Raw genomic sequence first — 17989 nt, forward strand, 5'->3', positions numbered from 1 at the left:
AGCTCGCTTACACCTGGATCAGGTTGGCGATCTTCACGTCCGGATCGACATCGGCTTCGTAGTCGACGCCGTCGATCTCGAAGCCGAACAGGCGCAGGAATTCCTGCTTGTAGCCGGCGAAGTCGGTCATCTGGTAGAGGTTTTCGCTGGTGACTTCATCCCACAGCTGCTTCACGCGGTCCTGGACGGCGGGTTCCAGTTCCTTGTAGTCGGCACGCAGGCGGCCTTCCTGGTCGATGATCGGGTTCGGGTTGTACAGGCTGTCCTTGTACAGACCGTAGACCTGCTCGATGCAACCTTCGTGACTGCCCTGCTCTTTCATGACCTTGAACAGCAGCGACAGGTACAGCGGCATGATCGGGATCGCCGAGCTGGCCTGGGTCACCACGGCCTTGAGCACCGATACCCGCGCGTCGCCGCCCAGGTCCGACAGCTCCTTGCGGATGCCGATGACTTTCTGGTCCAGGTCCTTCTTGGCTTCGCCGATGGAACCGTTCCAGTAGATGTCGTGGGTCAGCTTCTCGCCCAGGTAGGTGAAAGCGGTGGTCTTCGCGCCTTCGGCCAGAACGCCGGCTTCGTGCAGCGCGTCGATCCACATCTGCCAGTCTTCGCCGCCCATCACGGCCACGGTGCCGTCGATTTCTTCCTGGGTGGCTGGCTGCAGGGTGGTTTCTTTAACGATTTCCTTGTCGGTGTCGACACCGCGCAGGGTCACCGATTTGCCCAGCGGCTTGAGGGTCGAGCTCAACACTTCGCCGGTTTTCGGGTGGGTGCGACGAGGAGCGGCCAGGCTGTAGACCACCAGGTCGATCTTGCCCAGGTCGCGCTTGATGGTTTCGATGGTCTGGCGCTTCACTTCGTCGGAGAAGGCGTCGCCGTTGATGCTCTTGGCGTACAGGCCTTTTTCTTCGGCGAACTTGTGGAAAGCCGCGGTGTTGTACCAGCCGGCGGTGCCGAGCTTGCCGTCAACGCTGCCGCGCTCGAAGAACACACCCAGGGTGTTGGCGCCGCAACCGAAGGCGGCGGTGATACGTGCGGCCAGGCCGTAGCCGGTGGAAGCGCCGAGCACCAGTACGTTCTTTGGCCCAGCGTCGATGGCGCCTTGTTCGGTGACGTAGTCGATCTGTTGCTTGACGTTGGCTTCGCAACCGACCGGGTGGGTCGTCACACAGATAAAGCCGCGAACGCGGGGTTTGATGACCATACACAATCTCCCAATTTCAATATGCCAAGAGCCAATACGGGCTGCAGCAGCGTCACTTGTTCAAGTCGTAGACGCTCGGAACGTCCTCGCGTCACGCCTTGGGTTTTCAATGAGTGCAGATTTGCCCGCCAGCATAAGTTCATTCCGGGGTTTGGGCCAGAAAACGCTGAGATTGCTCCATGGCCTGTACGGCGTGGGAAAAGCGACGGTCATTTGTTCAAACGGTGGGCATCGTAGGCATCCAGGGCCTGATAGGCGGTGTAGGTCGCCTGCGCCGCGACCAGGCCGGCCAGGCCAAAGGTGGGCACCAGGCCGAACTGGCCAAAGCCCTGGGGAATGGGGATGGCCTTGGCGATGGCATCCGCCAGCACCTCCCCCGCCACCGTGGTCGGGGCCATGCCGTGACCGCCGAACCCCACGGCATGCCACACGCCGTTGTCGTCCCGGCCGATCTGCGCCATCTGCTGGCGGCCGTAGCTCATCAGCCCGCCCCAGGCATACTCGATCTCGACGTCGGCCAGTTGCGGGTAGACCGTCACCAGATCGGCTTTGAGCAAGCCGGCGATCGCCTGCGGGCCACGGTTGAGGATGGAAATGCGCCCGCCCCAGAGGATCCGGCTGTCCGCCAGCGGGCGATAATAGTCGAAGGCAAAACGGGTGTCGTAAATGGCCGACTCGCAGTTGATCGAATCCTTCAGGGCCTCGCCCAGGGGCTCGGTCGCCACCACATAGGTGGCAATCGGCAGCGTCGCCCGTTCCACCGGACGGTACAGCCCACGGGCATAACCGCCCGCGGCGAACACCACCTGTTCGGCCAGCACCTCACCGCCTGCGGTCTTGACCAGGTACTTGCCGCCCTGCCGCTCGATCGCCAGGGCCGCGGAGTGTTCGTGGATATCGATGCCGTAGCCAGCGACAGCCGCGGCCACGCCATACACATACTTGAGCGGGTGGAAGTGAAAGGCGTTGCTCTCGAACAAGGCGCCGAAGTAGCGCTCGGTCTTGAGCTTTTCCCGCAACTCGCCCGGCGGCACGTACTGCCAGTCGACGCCGTAGACCTCCTTCATCAACTGCCGAGGTTTTTCCAGGCGCGCCGGGTCGTTGAACCAGTTGGCCAGCAGCACGCCCCTGTCGGTCAGGTCGCACTGGATGCCGTATTGCCGGATGCGCTGGCGAATCAGCTCGACCGCGTCGATGGTCAGCCGGTAGAGTCGCCGCGCTTCCTCGCGGCCCAGGGTCTTGAGCAACTCGGCATTACCCAGGCAGTAACCGCCGAACACAAAACCGCCATTGCGCCCCGAGGCGCCGTGCCCCACGGTGTGGGATTCGAGGATCACCACATCCTTGACGCCGCGTTCGGCCAAACCCAGCGCCGTGGAAAGCCCGGCCAGCCCGCCGCCCAGAATGCACACCCGGGTCTCCACCCGGCCGCCGAGCGCCGGATAGGCGGTCTTCTCGACCGTGGCTTCGTAATAACTTTCGAGAAAATCCTGACTCATCACTTGGCTCCGACCTGGGTCATGCGCACAGGAAGACCCACATTCTCATTCATCGCCGATTCCGCTGGCAGATCACATTCGGACTTGTTGCGAATCATTGAAAAGCTCATGTCATCGAACCTGACGAACCTGGATCCACTGATGACTTTGTGCGCCAGCCAGATCCCCAGGAACAGCACCAGGCCAATATAGGTGGCGGTCAGCCCGGCCCAATCGATCGAGTCGCCGAGCAGGGCTTGATAGTTCTGCCCCAGGGTGACGAACAGGCACAGGACAAAGGCGAAAATCGGCCCGAACGGAAAGAACCGCGACACATAGGGCAGATTGCCCAGATCGTTGCCCTGGCGCACATAGCCGCGACGAAACCGGTAGTGGCTGACCGCGATGCCCAGCCAGGCGATAAAACCGAGCATGCCCGAGGTGTTGAGCAACCAGTTATAGATCTGCCCCGGGCTGAAAATGAAGGTCAAGAAGCACAGGGCCGCCACCGTAGCGGTGGCCAGCAGCGCCCACCGCGGGGTGCCGGATGCGCTCAAACGGGCAAAGATCGCCGGCGCCTTGCCTTCCAGGGCCAGGCTGTAGAGCATCCGCGAGGAGGCATACATGCCGGAGTTTCCGGCGGACAGCACCGACGTCAAGATCACCGCGTTCATCACCGCGGCCGCGCCGAGCATGTCGGCCCGTTCGAAGATCAGGGTGAAAGGGCTGACACGGATATCGGACACCCCATTGCGCAACAGGCTGGGGTCGTTGTAGGGAATCAACAGGCCGATGATCAGGATGGTTAGCACGTAGAACAGCAGGATCCGCCAGAAAATCTGCCGCACCGCGCGCGGCACGTTTTTCCCGGGGTCCCGGGTTTCACCGGCGGCGATACCGACGAACTCGGTGCCCTGGAACGAAAACCCCACGATCATCGCCACCCCGACCAGGGCCCCCAGGCCGCCGACAACAGGCGCATCGCCAATCAACCAGAGCCTGGGGCCGGCATTTTCGCCGCCGCTGAGAATGCCGGACAGCATCAGAACACCCACTGCGATAAACAGCAGGATAGTGATGACCTTAATCAGGGCGAACCAATATTCGGACTCACCGAACAAGCGCACCGAGGCCATATTGAGTGCGGTAATGATCAATAGAAAACCCGCACTCCAGATATACCCCGGCACATCCGGAAACCAATAAGCCATGATGATCTGCGCGGCCACCAGATCGACCGCAATGGTCACCGCCCAGGCATACCAGTAGTTCCAGCCCAGGGCGAAGCCGAAACTTTCATCGACATACTTGGAGGCATAAGTTGAAAACGAACCGGTGACCGGCATGCAGGACGCCAGTTCACCGAGGCTGGTCATCAGAAAGAACACCATGGCGCCAATGACCACAAAGGCCAGCAGCGCTCCGCCGGGGCCGGACTGGGCAATGGTCGAGCCTGAGGCGACGAACAGCCCGGTGCCGATGCTGCCGCCAATGGCGATCATGCTCAGGTGCCGGGGCGTCAGGGTTCGTTTCAGTCCGCCGGTGGTTTTCTCGCTGTGAAAATCGCCGGCCATGTCGCACGCACCCGGCACTTTTGTGGAGTCTGTCATGGATCACCTTTTTATTATATTTAAGCCACCGATGAGTTGACTCACGCGGTATGGCAGTGTCCCTGGATTGTTTTCCGCACTCACTAAAGCCCACAAAAATACCGCTGACAAATGATTTTCCAGCATCACATCAGTCGTATAAGGAATACGCCGGAGGTTACAAAGTTAAAAAAACCGACGCACTAGCAAAGTGCTATCCGACTACAAACCATAACTAAATCCCTGTCAGGATTAGTTGGTTTTCCACGGAGAAAAATAGAAGTTTCCTACACGCGAATAACTTGCACTAAAGAAAATACTCATCAAATAGCCCAGCCCGTTCCTGGCGCCCGGCAGGCCTTGATCCTTGACAGAAAGTGCAGGCCGAACCGCCCCGCCCGCTAACGGTGCCAACCAACAAACCACTGCCCGAACACCCGGGCCGGCATGGGTGAGGAAAACAGCTGGCCCTGCCCCACGTCATAGCCCCGCGCTTGAAGAATGTCGCGCTGCGCGGCGTGTTCGATGCCCTCGGCGACCACCCGCAGGGACAGGCCCTTGCCGATGCCGATGACCGCCTCGCTCAAGGCGCGGCAGGAGGCGTCGTGCTCCAGCTCCTCGACGAAGCTCTGGTCCAGCTTCAGCTCGCTGATCGGCAAGCGCCGCAGATAGCCCAGGCTGGAATAGCCCGCGCCAAAGTCATCGATGGCCAGGCGCACGCCCAGGGTGTGCAGGTCCTGGAGGGTCTGCTCGGTGGTCGGGTTGCTGCACAGGAATACGCCCTCCGTGACCTCTACGCACAGGTCCGCCGGCTGCAGGCCGCAGCGCTGCAACTGGCGGGCGATCAGGGCCGCCAGGTTGAAGTTATGGAAGTTGATCGGCGACAGGTTGACCGAGATGGACGGCACCCGGATTCCCGATCGGCGCCAGCGCGCCAGTTGCTCGCAGGCCTCGCACAGCACCCACTGGCTGAGGTAGTTGATCAACCCGCACTCCTCGGCCAGCGCGATGAATTGCGCGGGCGCGATAGTGCCCAGGCTCGGATGCTCCCAGCGCGCCAGCGCCTCGACCCCGACCAGGCCATTGGTGTGCAAGTCGATCTGCGGTTGATAGACCAGGTGCAGGCCGTCGCTGGTCAGGGCCTGGCGCAGCGCCGTCTCCAGTTGCAGGCGCTGCTGGGCGAGCTGGTCCATCTCCTCGAGGAAAAACCTGAAACCGCCGCGCTCGGTACGCTTGGCCTGGTACATGGCGATATCGGCGCAGTGCAACAGGCTTTCCATGTCCTGGCCGTCGCTGGGGTACAGGCTGACGCCGACGCTGGCCGAAGGAACCATGGCGGTCCCGGCAATATCGGCCGGGGCGCCCAGGGTCAGCATCAGGCGCTCGATAAAGGCCGTGACCCGGGCGGCGTTCATCCGCGGCAGCACCAGCACGAACTCGTCACCCGACAGCCGCCCGACGATGTCCGACTCGCGCAGCACGCTGCGCAGCCGTTGCGCCATGACCTTCAGCAGCTCATCGCCCGAGGCATGCCCCAGGGCATCGTTGACCTGCTTGAAGCGGTCCAGGTCGACATACAGCACCGCCAATTCGCCCTGCTCCAGGGCGACCTCGGCGAGGCTGCGGTTGGCCTCGGCCAGCAGGGAACTGCGATTGGGCAAGCCGGTCAGGGCATCGGACAAGGCCATGCGCTGGATCGACTGGCGCGCCTCCTCGCGCTCCAGGGCCAGCATGCACAGGTAGGTCCCGGTCATGATCAGATGGGCATGGGTGGTATCGGGCTTGCGGCTCTCCCTGAAGTACAGGGCAAAGGTCGCGCAGACCCTGCCGCCGCTGTTGCGCACCGGCATCGACCAGCAGGCTCGCACTCCTGCCTGCTGCGCCAGCCAGCGGTAATCGGCCCACAGCGGATCGGTGTCGATATCGCTGACCAGCACCGGCTCGCCGCGAAAGGCCGCGGTGCCGCAGGAGCCGGCGGCGGGCCCGATCGGCAGCCCCTCCATGGCCCTGGCGTAATCGGCCGGCAGGCCGGGGCTGGCCAGGTGATGCAGCAGCCCCTGTTCATCCACGCTGAGGATCGAGACGACGACCTCCGGCGCCAGGCGCTCGATTTCCTGGCACAGCAGGGTCAATACGCTTTCCAGGGGCAGCTCTTGCAACAGAGCGCCGATGACCTTGTCCTGTAGCACTTCGGGCAGCCTGGAACGGGTGATGTCGGTGAACACGATGATGATGTTGCCGATCCGCCCCTTGGCGTCGAACACCGGCGCCGAGCAGACATGCACCCACAGCCGCTGGCCGTTGCGCTTGCTGACCAGGCCGCAGGCTTCATGGGGCTGGCCACTGAGGATGCTCTCCAGATGCAGCTCGTCGGCCTGGGCCGCCCCCGGGGTATCGGCGACGAAGAACATCTGCGGCGAGCGCTCCAGCAATTCCTCGCGGGAATACCCCAGCAAGCACACCAGCCCGTCGTTGATATAGATCAGCCGGCCGTCGGCGTCGACGATGCAGGTGGCCGAGCTGCTGGCGTTGACCGACATCGACAGCAAGCGCTGCTCAATATCCTTGAGCCGCGTCTGGGTCACGTCCTTGAAAAAGGCGGCGTAGAGAATGCGCCCCTGCAGGGTGATTTTCGAGATCGCCATCGCGCCCCAGCGTTCTTCGCCATCTTTGCGGGTGATGCACACATCGCGGCTGGTGCCGATGATCTTGTTGATCCCGGTCTCGCCGTCGTTCCGCGAGCGGATGGGGATCGGCACCAGCGTGCCGACCTCGCTGCCCAGCACCTCGTGCCGTTGACAGCCCCAGAAACGCTCGGCTGCCGCGTTGAAGAACACCACCTGGTTGCGATCGTCGATGATCACCACGGCATCGTTGGCCTGTTCCAGGGTCTGCGCGAAAAAGTCCGCCGCCTCTTCTCCGGTCGTTGACCCGACGCTCATATCCATTGCCGCCACTGCATGCATGCCATCACGGTCATCGTCCCTGATCACGGTGAAGCGCCATCAAGAGCCCTCGAACTGGAGGGGGCCGGTCCTCGAAGCAACACCCGGCACGGCTCAGCGACACTGAGAAACGCGCGTTTACCCGAGCGAGCAGGACATCAGGCCATCGGCGTGGACATGGATCATTTAGGCCATCGACCTGAAATTAGAGAATAGCCGCGAAGTGACAGGGCCACGGAAAACCGTGCGAACGCCGCCAAACCTCGGCGTCCTGTCGCTGCTCGATCCGCGCCAGGCCATCGCCTTCGCGCAACGCACCAACGAGCAGGTCACCGAGCAGTTCGTCGCCCGCCACCCGCAGCGCTTCAAGGCCTTCGCCACCGTGGCCCTGCAATCGCCCAGGGCCGCGGCGGACGAACTGGAACGTGCGGTAAAGGATTACGGCATGGTGGGGGCACTGATCAACGGCTACACCAACATCGGCAACGCCGATACCGCGCAGTACCTGGACGAACCGCCGGTATGGGAATTCTGGGAGCGAGTCGCGGCGCTCAACGTGCCGGTCTACCTGCACCCACGCGAACCGCTGCCGAGCCAGCGACGGATCTATGAGGGTTACCCATCGCTGGTCGGCTCGGCCTGGGGCTTCGCCCACGAAACCGCCACCCACGCGATCCGCCTGATGCTCAGCGGCCTGTTCGACCGTTTCCCCAACCTGACCCTCATCCTCGGCCACCTGGCCGAAGGCCTGCCGCTGATGCTGCCGCGCCTGGAACACCGCCTGCACATGCAACGCGAAGGCGAAGGCCTGGGCAACGCCAAAAAACCGGTCAGCCACTACTTCAGCCACAACTTCTACCTGACCACCGCCGGCCACTTCCACACCAAGGGTTTGCTGGACGCCATCAGCGAAATTGGTGTCGATCGTGTGCTGTTCTCGGCGGACTATCCGTATGAAAGCATGGCGACGGCGAGTGACTGGTTTGATCAGGCGCTGATCAGTGAGAACGATAGGGAGAAGATTGGGCGTAGTAATGCCCCGCGGTTGTTTGGGTTGAAGTAATAAAAAATGGGAGGCGGGTATTTGGGGGGAGTGGGGCCTGAATATCCGCTCTATCAACATCAAATACTCCGGGACTATCTGTCAGTACGCTCCTGCGTAAAGTGCTCAAACTGATAGACGCTCACCACATCGAAACTCTCTAGGGATGGATCAACCGGCCATCTAAGCCAATCGATCCCCTCGACAATTCAAAGGTCAACTTTTTGAGATCGAGCAAGCTCGCAACCACAGAAAAGAACTCTACTCAAAACTTTCCTCTCGCTCCCGATCGCGCTTCCGCCCGTTCTCGATCCAACCATCAAGTTCGGGAAGGAGCTCATCGACCCAACGACGCACTTCTCCGTGCGGGCTTTCGCGTAATTCAAGTATCTGCGACCGGCGCCGAATCAAAATATCAGCTAGAGATCCCATCCAGCTCCTGGGATGCATGCGTGTCCAAAAGCTTCCGAGAAAGTTGTACTTATCCGGTGCATCCTTGAGCATCTCCAAGAACAACGGAGCGAAGTCGTTACTTTCTTCGCCCTGCCCGCGCTTGAACATTGGGATAGCTTGGCCGAGTTTTGGATACCTAGTTGCTGCATCAAGATCTGCCCACTGACGGAGAGTTGCTGGATCCATGTCTTCGATCGGCGTGCCAGAGCTGAAGTCAGCCTCGAACAAGCTCGAATATCCTAATGTGGCCTCGCTCAGCAGGAATACGTCCAGTGCAATAAAGGGCTGAGCTTCGAACACTCCCTTGAGCATGTAACTCACATCATGGGAAGAGAGACGCACTGTCTTGAGTGCAGCGTAAAGACGCATGCAGAAGTCTCGCGCAGTTACTTCACCATCCTCTCCTGAGCAACAGATGCTGAGAGTAGTTTGCATACCAAGATCATAAAGTACTCCCCCCTTTTTGCTAAAATCCGTTCGAAGCAAAAGATCTCGACCAGTTTCAATTAGTAGCTGATTTTGCGGGCGCTTTTCATCCTGGGCGCAATAAAAATGCATATGGAGGATATCAAGGGCGATTTCCACGCCGCCTGGCAATCCGGCTATATCAAGAAGGAGCGCGCTAAGTTCCTCCGGAGGGGAGTTTCTGACAGAACCATTGGCGATTATGCGGAAGTCCCCTGCGTGGAGAACACCCTTCCCAATTGCACGTCGCAACCTTTCAATACCATCTTTATCAATCCCAACGCCGGCCTGGAGATAGGGCAAGCTTGGAGCAAGATCATGATCGTCCATGGCAGCCTCAAGCATCGCCAGCGTGATCTGGGCATCACGCTGATACGCTTGGTAGATAAACCCATGGAGCAGCGTCGCATTGCGTTTTTTGGGATCAGTTGATGTAAACAGGGCTGCCAGCTCACTCCACATGGCCAAAAGATCATCTGCCCCTTCGGCAAGACCTCGACCACATTCGGAGGAGCGCTGTTGGTTTCTCTCAGGTAGGAGTTCGGAGAGGAATTCCTTGCGCGTTTCAGTATCCTGCGCCAGCAATCGTCCAATATCCTGCGCCATCTGTGCTGCCTTATTCCACGGCTGCATCACGTCGTCATTATCGGGATCGCAGTCAGCAATATCCCAGCCTGTAGCTCGGTTGAGCACTACCGCACGAGCCTGATGCAGAAGATCAGACGGCCTCAGTCGCTGGATAATTGCCTCAAGCGTTGCCCTGACATCATTAGGCATAGCTTTACCCTCAAAACGAAGCAGAGTTCGAAAACCCAGCCATCCTTCGATCCAAGGTTTTTCCTTCAAAAATGTAGTGCTGGCACGTTCGAGTGCCTTCTGACAGGCGCCTATGTTCCAAAGCTCACGAACTCTGCCTGCAAGAACGTCGCGGGCACCATCAATCACTGGCGAAAGCTCTACAGCAAGGCCGATGGCAGCGTCGTACCAATCCCAGATATCCCGATTGAATTTAGGGTTCCATCCCCAATCGCGTGGGCGTGCACCGAACTCGAAGTTGCTCGACGAACTAAAATGGCGTGCTGTCAACAAAGCATCGAGCGCAATCAAGGCACAGCGGTGTTGCGACGAATCGACTGACTTCGCCAACCGTTTGACAACCTCAAGTCGCTGGCTTGGCAGAGCTTGCGTTCCAGACAAATACAGATGAAAGAGCTCGGCGAATGTTTCTTTAGCAGAGTTATTGTTATGCCCTTCCGGTTCAGCAGCAACAAAGCGAGCAAGCAACATCGCGGCACGCTCGAACATGTGCGGCTCGTAACCAAGCATCTTTATAAGACGGAACCACTGCCAACGCGCTGGAGCCCCGGGTACGATGATCAGCTCTCCGTTGGAGTTATCCAGTTCGCATTCAATTTTCGCGAGCACAGCATCAGGCGCGACCGGAGCAATATTGGTAATGATCTGAAGTCCATCACTTCCCAAGGAGATAAGGTCTCCGAGCGGGCCGTCAATTTGGAGCCATCGAGCAACAACCGCCCGTGCCTCAGCGCTGTCGTGAAGATAGCCTAGCCGCCGAGAAAGTGATTTCTGCATCCTCCGTGTCAGTGATCTGCAAAAACGATCGAAATCTGCCGGGGGGATTCTTTTCAGTGCAAAGGTAGCGAGCGGGTTGGCGATTGCATGAGGCAATATTGCGCGCCACCGCCCACGTGACTGAACAATGCCGCGGTCGTGCAACTTGGCAAGCGCGGCATACAAGACATGTGCACCGACGACACGCAAGCTTCCGAGCAGTGCCAGCTCCCCATTGTCCGAACTATCCTCGCCATCCACCGAATAGAGAAGAGAGAGGTCCTCTGCCGCAAAGAGTAAATTCTGGTCAGGTTCATTTCGTTGTTGGAAGATGCGCTCAAACAAGTCGTGGCTCTTGAGTCTGCCCAAGGTCTCGCCCTTGGCTAGCGTTTCGGCTATCGCTCGCGCAACACGAAAATTGCCGTCACTGAAATTTGCAATTGTGCCCCGGTCGACCTGCGAAACATTGGGAAAAGACTGCTCGAGCCATTGTGAAACCAGCTCAGGTGATGCCGATTGCAGACGGAAAACCTCAGTCCATTCAGGCTCATCGTCGCGTACGTCATATTCGACGGTCAGCAAGCTGATGTTGCTCGCCCTATCGGAACAGATACGCGCGAGTTCGCTGTGTGTGGCTGGATTGCAATTGTCCACGACAAGAATGGCACGTTGGCCTTGCGTGATGAGGTATCGCGCCATGTCCCGAGCAGTTGGATCGGTCTCTACCGAATAATCGGTGTAGACAGCGAGGCTCGGATCTAATGGCTCATCTCCCACACCACTCTCGAAAAGGGCTTGTACCAAGCGTGTCTTTCCAAGTCCCGACAAACCGATCAGCCGGATGCATTGCCTTGGCGCGCCCAACGCTACGCGAAGCCTTGCAACCCCTTCACCGATGGTCAATTGCTCTCGCTCACGCGATCTCTCATCAGTTAGGCATGCCTTATCGTCGAAAAGATAAGTATTGGGCTCAACGACTGTTGTCCCAACCCAGTCACCGATACTGCTCCAGCCAGTGAGGCGAAGGCTAGTCCGACTGCGGACCCATGCAGCGATGCCTGGATACTCATTGACCCAAGTAGCCAATCGGTCCCGGTCATAGAAGTCAGTGTGGAGCTTTTCGGCATCGGCAAGGTCATGGAGTTGATTGCGGATTGCCCTGCGCCGATCACTCAAAGGTTTGTCTGCAACCGACCCTTGGGCACTCACAATGATGTAGGCGCCAGATACCGCAGCAAGTTCGCCGATTACTGGCCGCAAAACGTTCTTAGGGCGCATCTCGACGCGGATTGCTCCGGCAGACATGTCAGGCTTCTTAACCTGAAACCCTGTGCTCGCTCGCGGCACGAAATCAGGCTTAGTAATTACGCTCGGACACTCGACTCGGACGTCGAGGCCACCGTCTGCGGCATCTTGATTGCCGCCGGCAGTCACGGACGAGAGCGGGTAGCCTTGTCCTCGTAATTCCGACAACGCCAAACGCGCGACAAGGGTGCGTAGATCGGCATCGTTCAAGTTCGTGATATCGGTCCCTGTTATTTCGAACATAGTGTTAGCTACGAGCTCCTGACTTAAAACGCATTAACGTGATACTCGCTGAGGATGGAAGTCTGTTCGGGTAACTCATAACTGGTCTAGGCCAGAGACCTCATCCAAATCAATGCCGCGCGACAACACCGCTTCGCTGAATTGTGGTCTACCGCTTTAGCTATATAGCAGTCACTTGCTCATCGCGGCCTCAAATTTTCCTAATCCCCAAAAATGCACCACGCCCCTCCCACCGAGACGCAGCGCCTAACGCCCTCTCCTTTAAATCTGCAACACCTCCTCTTCCCTCAGCCCCAATCCCACATCATCAATCACCGCCTTGCCCATCTCCGCCAGAAAGTGCGCGGCCCAGGCGTAACGTTCGCCCTGCTCTTCCATTGCAGCATCCAGGGCGAGTTTCTTGGCGTAGTACAGCAGGGTCGAAGCATGTTCCAGGGCTTGGTACAGAGGCACGTCGGCATTGACACGAAACAGGGGCTGATCGCCGTCGCCGCAAGGGCCGAAGGTGACGAAGCCAAGGGTTTTGACGGGGGTGGAGGTGCTCATAGCACACCTCCTTTTACCCCGTTGAAGCAACCACGATTTGCGAAGGTTTTAATAGCGCACATGATTGAAACTCCCATATCAAAGTGAGAGCTGCCACGTTCGCGACCAAACGAATGGGTGGCAGCCGTGCGCGGATTGGTCGACCGGAGATACAGGAACCCGGCAGGGCCGAAGCCCTTCCACGCACAGCCGCCATTGCACGGAAATGCGAGCGCAAAAAAAGCGCCTGCAATCGTCAAGGGGGCGCTGTTGCGCCTGTATCAAGTCGGGCGACCAAACCCGCTCGCTGCATTTGCAGCGACGGTCAAAGGCTAGTCCCGGGCTCGATACGGAGCAACGACAAAGGCGTGGCAGTTTATGTCCAACCAATCGTCTTGGAAATATCTGGAGTGCGGTAAGTCAGGGCGGGCCGCACTCTGCGCGGGGTATCGAGGTGCCGGCCTATCCGGCCATGGTCGCAGCTGGAAACACAGTCCGAACCTCGGGGCCTTAAAGTCCACTTTTTTTTACATAATTCCAACACACAACCATTGCTCCGCCGACCAACACCCCAGCCACGACCAACGCAATATTCACGATATGCAACAGGATCAGCTTGCGCTTTAGGGTCGATGGAAAATCGTCCAAGTCCGCCTGACTGACTCCGCCGTGACGAAGATAAACTCCGGGAAACGTCATGATTCCCGCAATCGACGCCGTGAGCATGACTGTCCCCCACGGCCCGACGTGCATAAGAAACTTTCTTTGCTGTATTGCTTGGCAATTCTCAAGATGGCCCAGTATTTCCTCCATACGTGAATACCCGACATACAGAAAAACACCCATCAGGATAAAAGCGGCGGCAAGTATCCCGGCAAACAAAAAGGCCAATACCGTTGCCATCGTGCTCAGCAAACTCACTTGCCAGCCTCGTAGATGATCTCATCCATGATTTCACCCCCTTTCTCTCCGGCCTTCCCCGCAGCATAAGAGGCCATGCCGGCTGCACCTGAGCAAAACTAAAGGCGCTCTACCAGGGTGTTCGCAGCGTCCAGGCTGGGTTCGTCAGCAAGCAGCCTGGCACGCCAGCCAGCTATCTCACTCTCATCCACATCCAGGCGTTTGAGCCACTGATCGGCCGACCAGCCGACCAGGCGCAGTTCGCCGTCGTGAGAACCTCCGTGCAACGAGCCCACGGTCTCGTAGCGGATGCCCTTGAGGACATGGTTCAGCAGTACGTAGGGGGCGGGCCTCGGGTCTTCGGCATCGCCGCCGAGGTAGGGGTAGGCTCCGGCCTGGATCACCACGCCGGCACCGTAGTCGTAGAAAGCGAAATGGCTGGAGGGCAGTTGGGCACGCAAAGCGTCCAGCCCCCCAACCAGGTCCAGGCGTTCCTGATCGAGTACGGTCAACCAACTGACGGTCTTGATCCTGGCGGGTTTGAACTTCGGACGATTAGCCAGCAATCCCGCAGTGCCGACATCCAGGCCAGGCATGCGCGCAGCCATAAAAGCCTCAGTCGGCTGATTATCGTCCCGGTTGGTTATTGAGAGGTTGTAGGCATGGCCAGCATAGCCCTGCTCTGGGTTCAGTCGCCGTGCAAAGTCCAGGAACAGTTGCAAGAATCTCAGTGGCTGCTGTTCCTGGTAGAGAAGTGGTATGGAGAACTCCAGAACGCTAAGGTCATCCCCTATCTTGGCTTCCCAAGCAGCTTGGCCAAAAATATCGAAGTACCAAGCGCTCGCATCGTTAGATTGCTTGCCGCTGGTGTAGTAAAAGCTCAGCGGGTAATCCTCATCCATATTGGCCAGCATGTCGCGCAATGGCTTTGCATCAGGGTACGCCGTCAGCGGCTTGCCCTCTGGCGGTTCCTCACGCCAAAGCCAGGTGAGATAAGGCTCGGCCAATCGCTTGAACTCGTCGAAGCATTGGCACAGTGCCTCGCGCACCAGAGGGGTATGGGCCTCCTTGAAGTAGAGCGTGCCCCGTAGGCAGAGCACGGCGCCGATATAGTCCTCGGGGCCACCCTTCATTAGCAGGTTGCCGGGCACTTCCAGCAGATGAGGCTGTTTGGCCAGCTCCTCAGCCAAATTGAACTCCTGTTCCATAAGACTTCCTCCGAATTAATAGGCCAGTTCACTGCCCTTCCTCTACGGTGTATTTCACTATGGGCCTTCCTTGAAGTTGTACATGCCGCCCAAGGGCAGCGTGAGTTGGCCTGCGTATCGAGTGAGGTCAGTGAGCGCCCCCCCGCTGGCCAGACGTAGTGCGTGAACAGTTTCATTGGGATCCTGTCCGCTTCCACATTGCCAAAAAAATGCCCCCATCAGGATGGAGGCAAAATTGTCAGCAGTTGGCGGTGGAACGTTACGCCAAATGACTACAAACAGGCTGTAGGACAGTTCTGAACTGAAGACCCCAAAAGTCTCTTTGTGATGCGAGTTGCTTCTCCCTTAACGCTCCGGCGGACTCAACCTTCCATCCAGCGCAAAGCGCTCCTGCAACACCAGCTCATACAACCCCGTGGCCAGCAATGGGTTGATCAGCAAATTCCAGCTATGGCGCGACACGCTGGAGGGGATCAGTACGAAGGGGTGCTGTTCCAGCAGGCTGGCGCCGAAGGCTTGTTGGCTGTGGCTGGGGGTGCCGGGGATCAGCCAGTTGGGGTTGGGGATGTCTTCGGGGCGGACGGTGTGGACCTTTGAGGGGTCCAGCACCCGGGCGGCGGTCAGGGTGTGGGGCAGGCAGTCGAGGGCCTTGAAGCCTTTGTGCACCGCCACTTCCAGGATGGCGGTCGAGGCGTCCAGGCTGGCGTACACCACTTGCAGGCCCTTGGGGTTCCAGCGGCCGCCGCTGCCTTCGGCGCCGATGCCGCTGTTCCAGGTCGAGGCATGCCGGGCCTGGTCGAGGCGCCAGAAATGCAGGGACGGGGCCAGGGGGTCGGTGAGCATCAGTAGACCCCGAACTCGAGCCGGTGCAGAAAGTCCGTCACCAGTTCATAGCCCACCGGGTTGGCCAGCAGGTCGATGGGGACTTCGCCATCCAGGCCCAGGGCCGGCTGGGTCATCCAGTCTTCGGCCAGCGCCCGCGAGCCCAGTACCGCCTCGGCCTTTTCCAGCACTTGCGCGTAGTGCAAGGCGCGGGCGCTCTGTTCGGGGGTCAGGGCCTGCTCCTGGTTCTTCAGCCGCCGCGCCAGGGTGCGCTCGGAGAAACCGACGATCTTCGACAGCACGTTGTAGCGCTTGAAGGCCTCGACCGACTCCACCAGCTCGATCACCGCGCCGAGGGAGAACCCCAGCTGGGTGGCCCTGAAGACCGCCATGGGGTCATCGGCGTCGGTGCCCGGCAGCAGCCCGCGCACCATGGGCGAAGGCAGCGCATAGACCGCCGCCTCTTCACGCAGCAGGTTAGCCTTGGCCTTGGGGATGCGGCTTGCGGAGGGCTTGCGTGGCTCGACCTTGGCGATGGCCTTGGGCGCAACGCCCTTGACCTTCTCGGCCTTGGCTGAAGGTTTCACGGTGGCGGTATTCTTGGCTGCGGCGGTCATGCTCATCTCCCTGCCTGATGACAGATGGCATTAATAATAATGCCATTTGGCAAAAGAAAGAACCGCCAGCTTACCAACGGTCGCCAGGGCCCGGTGACGCTTCGCCGGCATGCGCCACGGCGCCGCTCAGCCCTGCGCCCGCTCCAGCGCCCGTTCGATATCCTCGGCGGCAACCGCAGTGCCCTCCAGCCACAGGCTGTTGTCGGCCAGGCGAATGCTCAGGCAGATCGCTTCACGATCTCCGGGGTACTGGCGCAGCAGCAGTTCCACCGCCGTTGTCGATTGCGAGCTGGATACCAGGTCCCAGGGCCCGCCGCTCAGGTCCAGCAGCACCCGGCCATCGCGACCATCCACCACCTTCGGGGCGTATACCCAATGGCTCATGCGCATTTCATGGGGCTCGACGCTGATTGTCAGGTGTTCATAACGTTTGGGGTCCATGACCGTTCCTTGGTAACCGCTCGTACACGCCATTCTGTAGGAGCGAGGCTTGCCCGCGATAGCCGTCACGCGCAATACCGGGATACCGCGTCATCGTTCATCGCGAGCAAGCTGCGCTCCTACAGAAGAAGCACGCGCCATTCTGTAGGAGCGGCCGGTCGACGCTCGATTGCCCGCGATAGCCGTCATGCGCAATACCGGGATACCGCGCTATCGTTCATCGCGGGCAAGCCTCGCTCCTACGGAAGAAGCCGGTGTGCACCGCTTCTCGTCCACTCCTCGCGGATTCGCTACTATGTCCGCCAGTTACCCGCCTTCTGCCCAACCACTGCGGAGCCTCAATGCCCAACCCCAAGGACATCGCCAGCGATAGCGGCGCCCCGATGATTCCCGAGCAGCGTCGCGAGCTGATTCTGCGCCAGTTGCGCAAGCACCAGGTGTTGAGCGTGCATCAGTTGATGGAGATGTTCGACTGCTCGCACATGACCGTGCGCCGCGATATCGCGCTGCTGGAGCAGGAAGGCCGGGCCTATTCGGTGACCGGCGGGGTGCGTATCGCCAGCCAGTTGCACAGCGAGCCGAGCCACCAGAGCAAGGCGGTGGTCGAGCTGCCGCAGAAGCAGGCCATGGCCCGGCTGGCGGCGCGCCTGCTGCACGCGGACATGACGGTGTACCTGGACGCCGGCACCAGCACCCTGGAGATCGTGCCGTACATCAAGGCGCTGTCGGGCATGACCGTGGTGACCAACGACTTCGGTATCGTCCAGGCGCTGATGGAGGCGCCGCAGGTGACGGTGATCCACACCGGCGGCCAGCTCGACCACGACAACCATTCCTGCGTCGGCGGGCTGGCGGTGGCGACCCTGCGTCAGGTGGTGACCGATATCGCCTTTATGTCCACCAGCTCCTGGGACCTGCGCCGCGGCATCACCACGCCGTCGGCGTTGAAGGTCGAGGTCAAGCAGGTGGCGATGCAGTCGGCGTCCCAGATGGTGCTGGTGGCCAGCAGTTCGAAGTACGGCACCTTCAGCATGTACCGCATCGCCGGGCTGGAGCAGTTCGACGTGATCATCAGCGACGACGACCTGGCCCAGGCCGCGGCGGACGGGATTCGCAAGCAAGGGGTGGAATTGCTGCTGCCGTCCGACCCGGAAGTCAAGGCAGCCAAGGACTGACAGCC

At 59.7% G+C, this 17989-nt stretch carries 13 protein-coding genes; 2 read left to right on the top strand and 11 right to left on the bottom strand.

Annotation, left to right across the window (positions count from 1 at the left end; all coding sequences use genetic code 11):
- Positions 1–7: 7 nt before the first annotated feature.
- From fabV to NRG23_RS05740, 4 genes are all read right to left on the bottom strand, one after another.
- Positions 8–1204 (bottom strand): enoyl-ACP reductase FabV, encoded by a 1197-nt coding sequence (gene fabV, locus NRG23_RS05725; protein ID WP_257373941.1) that lies wholly within the window; start codon positions 1202–1204, stop codon positions 8–10.
- 209 nt (positions 1205–1413) lie between these two features.
- Positions 1414–2703, bottom strand: coding sequence for an FAD-binding oxidoreductase (locus tag NRG23_RS05730; protein ID WP_257373942.1), 1290 nt, complete (start codon positions 2701–2703; stop codon positions 1414–1416).
- Positions 2703–4256 carry an amino acid permease gene (locus NRG23_RS05735; RefSeq protein ID WP_257375130.1) on the bottom strand — a complete coding sequence of 518 codons (1554 nt, stop codon included), beginning with the start codon at positions 4254–4256 and terminating at the stop codon, positions 2703–2705. The genes NRG23_RS05730 and NRG23_RS05735 overlap by 1 nt, the downstream gene beginning before the upstream one ends.
- A gap of 416 nt (positions 4257–4672) precedes the next feature.
- Positions 4673–7237 (bottom strand): EAL domain-containing protein, encoded by a 2565-nt coding sequence (locus NRG23_RS05740; RefSeq protein ID WP_306674813.1) that lies wholly within the window; start codon positions 7235–7237, stop codon positions 4673–4675.
- Positions 7238–7460: 223 nt separating this feature from the next.
- Between NRG23_RS05740 and NRG23_RS05745 the strand changes: the two genes are divergently transcribed.
- Positions 7461–8279: an amidohydrolase family protein gene (locus NRG23_RS05745; protein ID WP_257373953.1), complete on the top strand. Its 819-nt coding sequence runs from the start codon at positions 7461–7463 to the stop codon at positions 8277–8279.
- Positions 8280–8519: 240 nt separating this feature from the next.
- Here NRG23_RS05745 and NRG23_RS05750 read toward each other — a convergent pair whose 3' ends face one another.
- The 7 genes from NRG23_RS05750 to NRG23_RS05780 form a co-directional block, all read right to left on the bottom strand.
- Positions 8520–12053: a hypothetical protein gene (locus tag NRG23_RS05750; protein WP_257373954.1), complete on the bottom strand. Its 3534-nt coding sequence runs from the start codon at positions 12051–12053 to the stop codon at positions 8520–8522.
- A 504-nt stretch (positions 12054–12557) separates the two neighbouring features.
- On the bottom strand, positions 12558–12842 hold the full coding sequence (locus NRG23_RS05755; protein WP_257373955.1) for a DUF3077 domain-containing protein: 285 nt from the start codon (positions 12840–12842) through the stop codon (positions 12558–12560).
- 489 nt (positions 12843–13331) lie between these two features.
- The gene (locus NRG23_RS05760; protein WP_257373956.1) at positions 13332–13742 is read right to left on the bottom strand and encodes a hypothetical protein; all 411 of its coding nucleotides are present in this window, start codon (positions 13740–13742) and stop codon (positions 13332–13334) included.
- 98 nt (positions 13743–13840) lie between these two features.
- Positions 13841–14929: a DUF3396 domain-containing protein gene (locus NRG23_RS05765; protein WP_257373958.1), complete on the bottom strand. Its 1089-nt coding sequence runs from the start codon at positions 14927–14929 to the stop codon at positions 13841–13843.
- A 345-nt stretch (positions 14930–15274) separates the two neighbouring features.
- The gene (locus NRG23_RS05770) at positions 15275–15772 is read right to left on the bottom strand and encodes an RES family NAD+ phosphorylase (RefSeq protein ID WP_009048639.1); all 498 of its coding nucleotides are present in this window, start codon (positions 15770–15772) and stop codon (positions 15275–15277) included.
- On the bottom strand, positions 15772–16368 hold the full coding sequence (locus tag NRG23_RS05775) for an antitoxin Xre/MbcA/ParS toxin-binding domain-containing protein (RefSeq protein ID WP_009048638.1): 597 nt from the start codon (positions 16366–16368) through the stop codon (positions 15772–15774). Before NRG23_RS05775 ends, NRG23_RS05770 begins: the two co-directional genes overlap by 1 nt.
- 126 nt (positions 16369–16494) lie before the next feature.
- Positions 16495–16809 (bottom strand): hypothetical protein, encoded by a 315-nt coding sequence (locus NRG23_RS05780; RefSeq protein WP_124301463.1) that lies wholly within the window; start codon positions 16807–16809, stop codon positions 16495–16497.
- 341 nt (positions 16810–17150) lie between these two features.
- Here NRG23_RS05780 and NRG23_RS05785 point away from each other — a divergent pair, with 341 nt between their 5' ends.
- Complete coding sequence (locus NRG23_RS05785; RefSeq protein ID WP_257373961.1) at positions 17151–17984, top strand: DeoR/GlpR family DNA-binding transcription regulator; 834 nt, start codon at positions 17151–17153, stop codon at positions 17982–17984.
- Positions 17985–17989 lie beyond the last annotated feature (5 nt).

The sequence above is a fragment of the Pseudomonas sp. T8 genome, from assembly GCF_024610635.1.
In the GTDB taxonomy this organism is placed as follows: domain Bacteria; phylum Pseudomonadota; class Gammaproteobacteria; order Pseudomonadales; family Pseudomonadaceae; genus Aquipseudomonas; species Aquipseudomonas chlororaphis_I.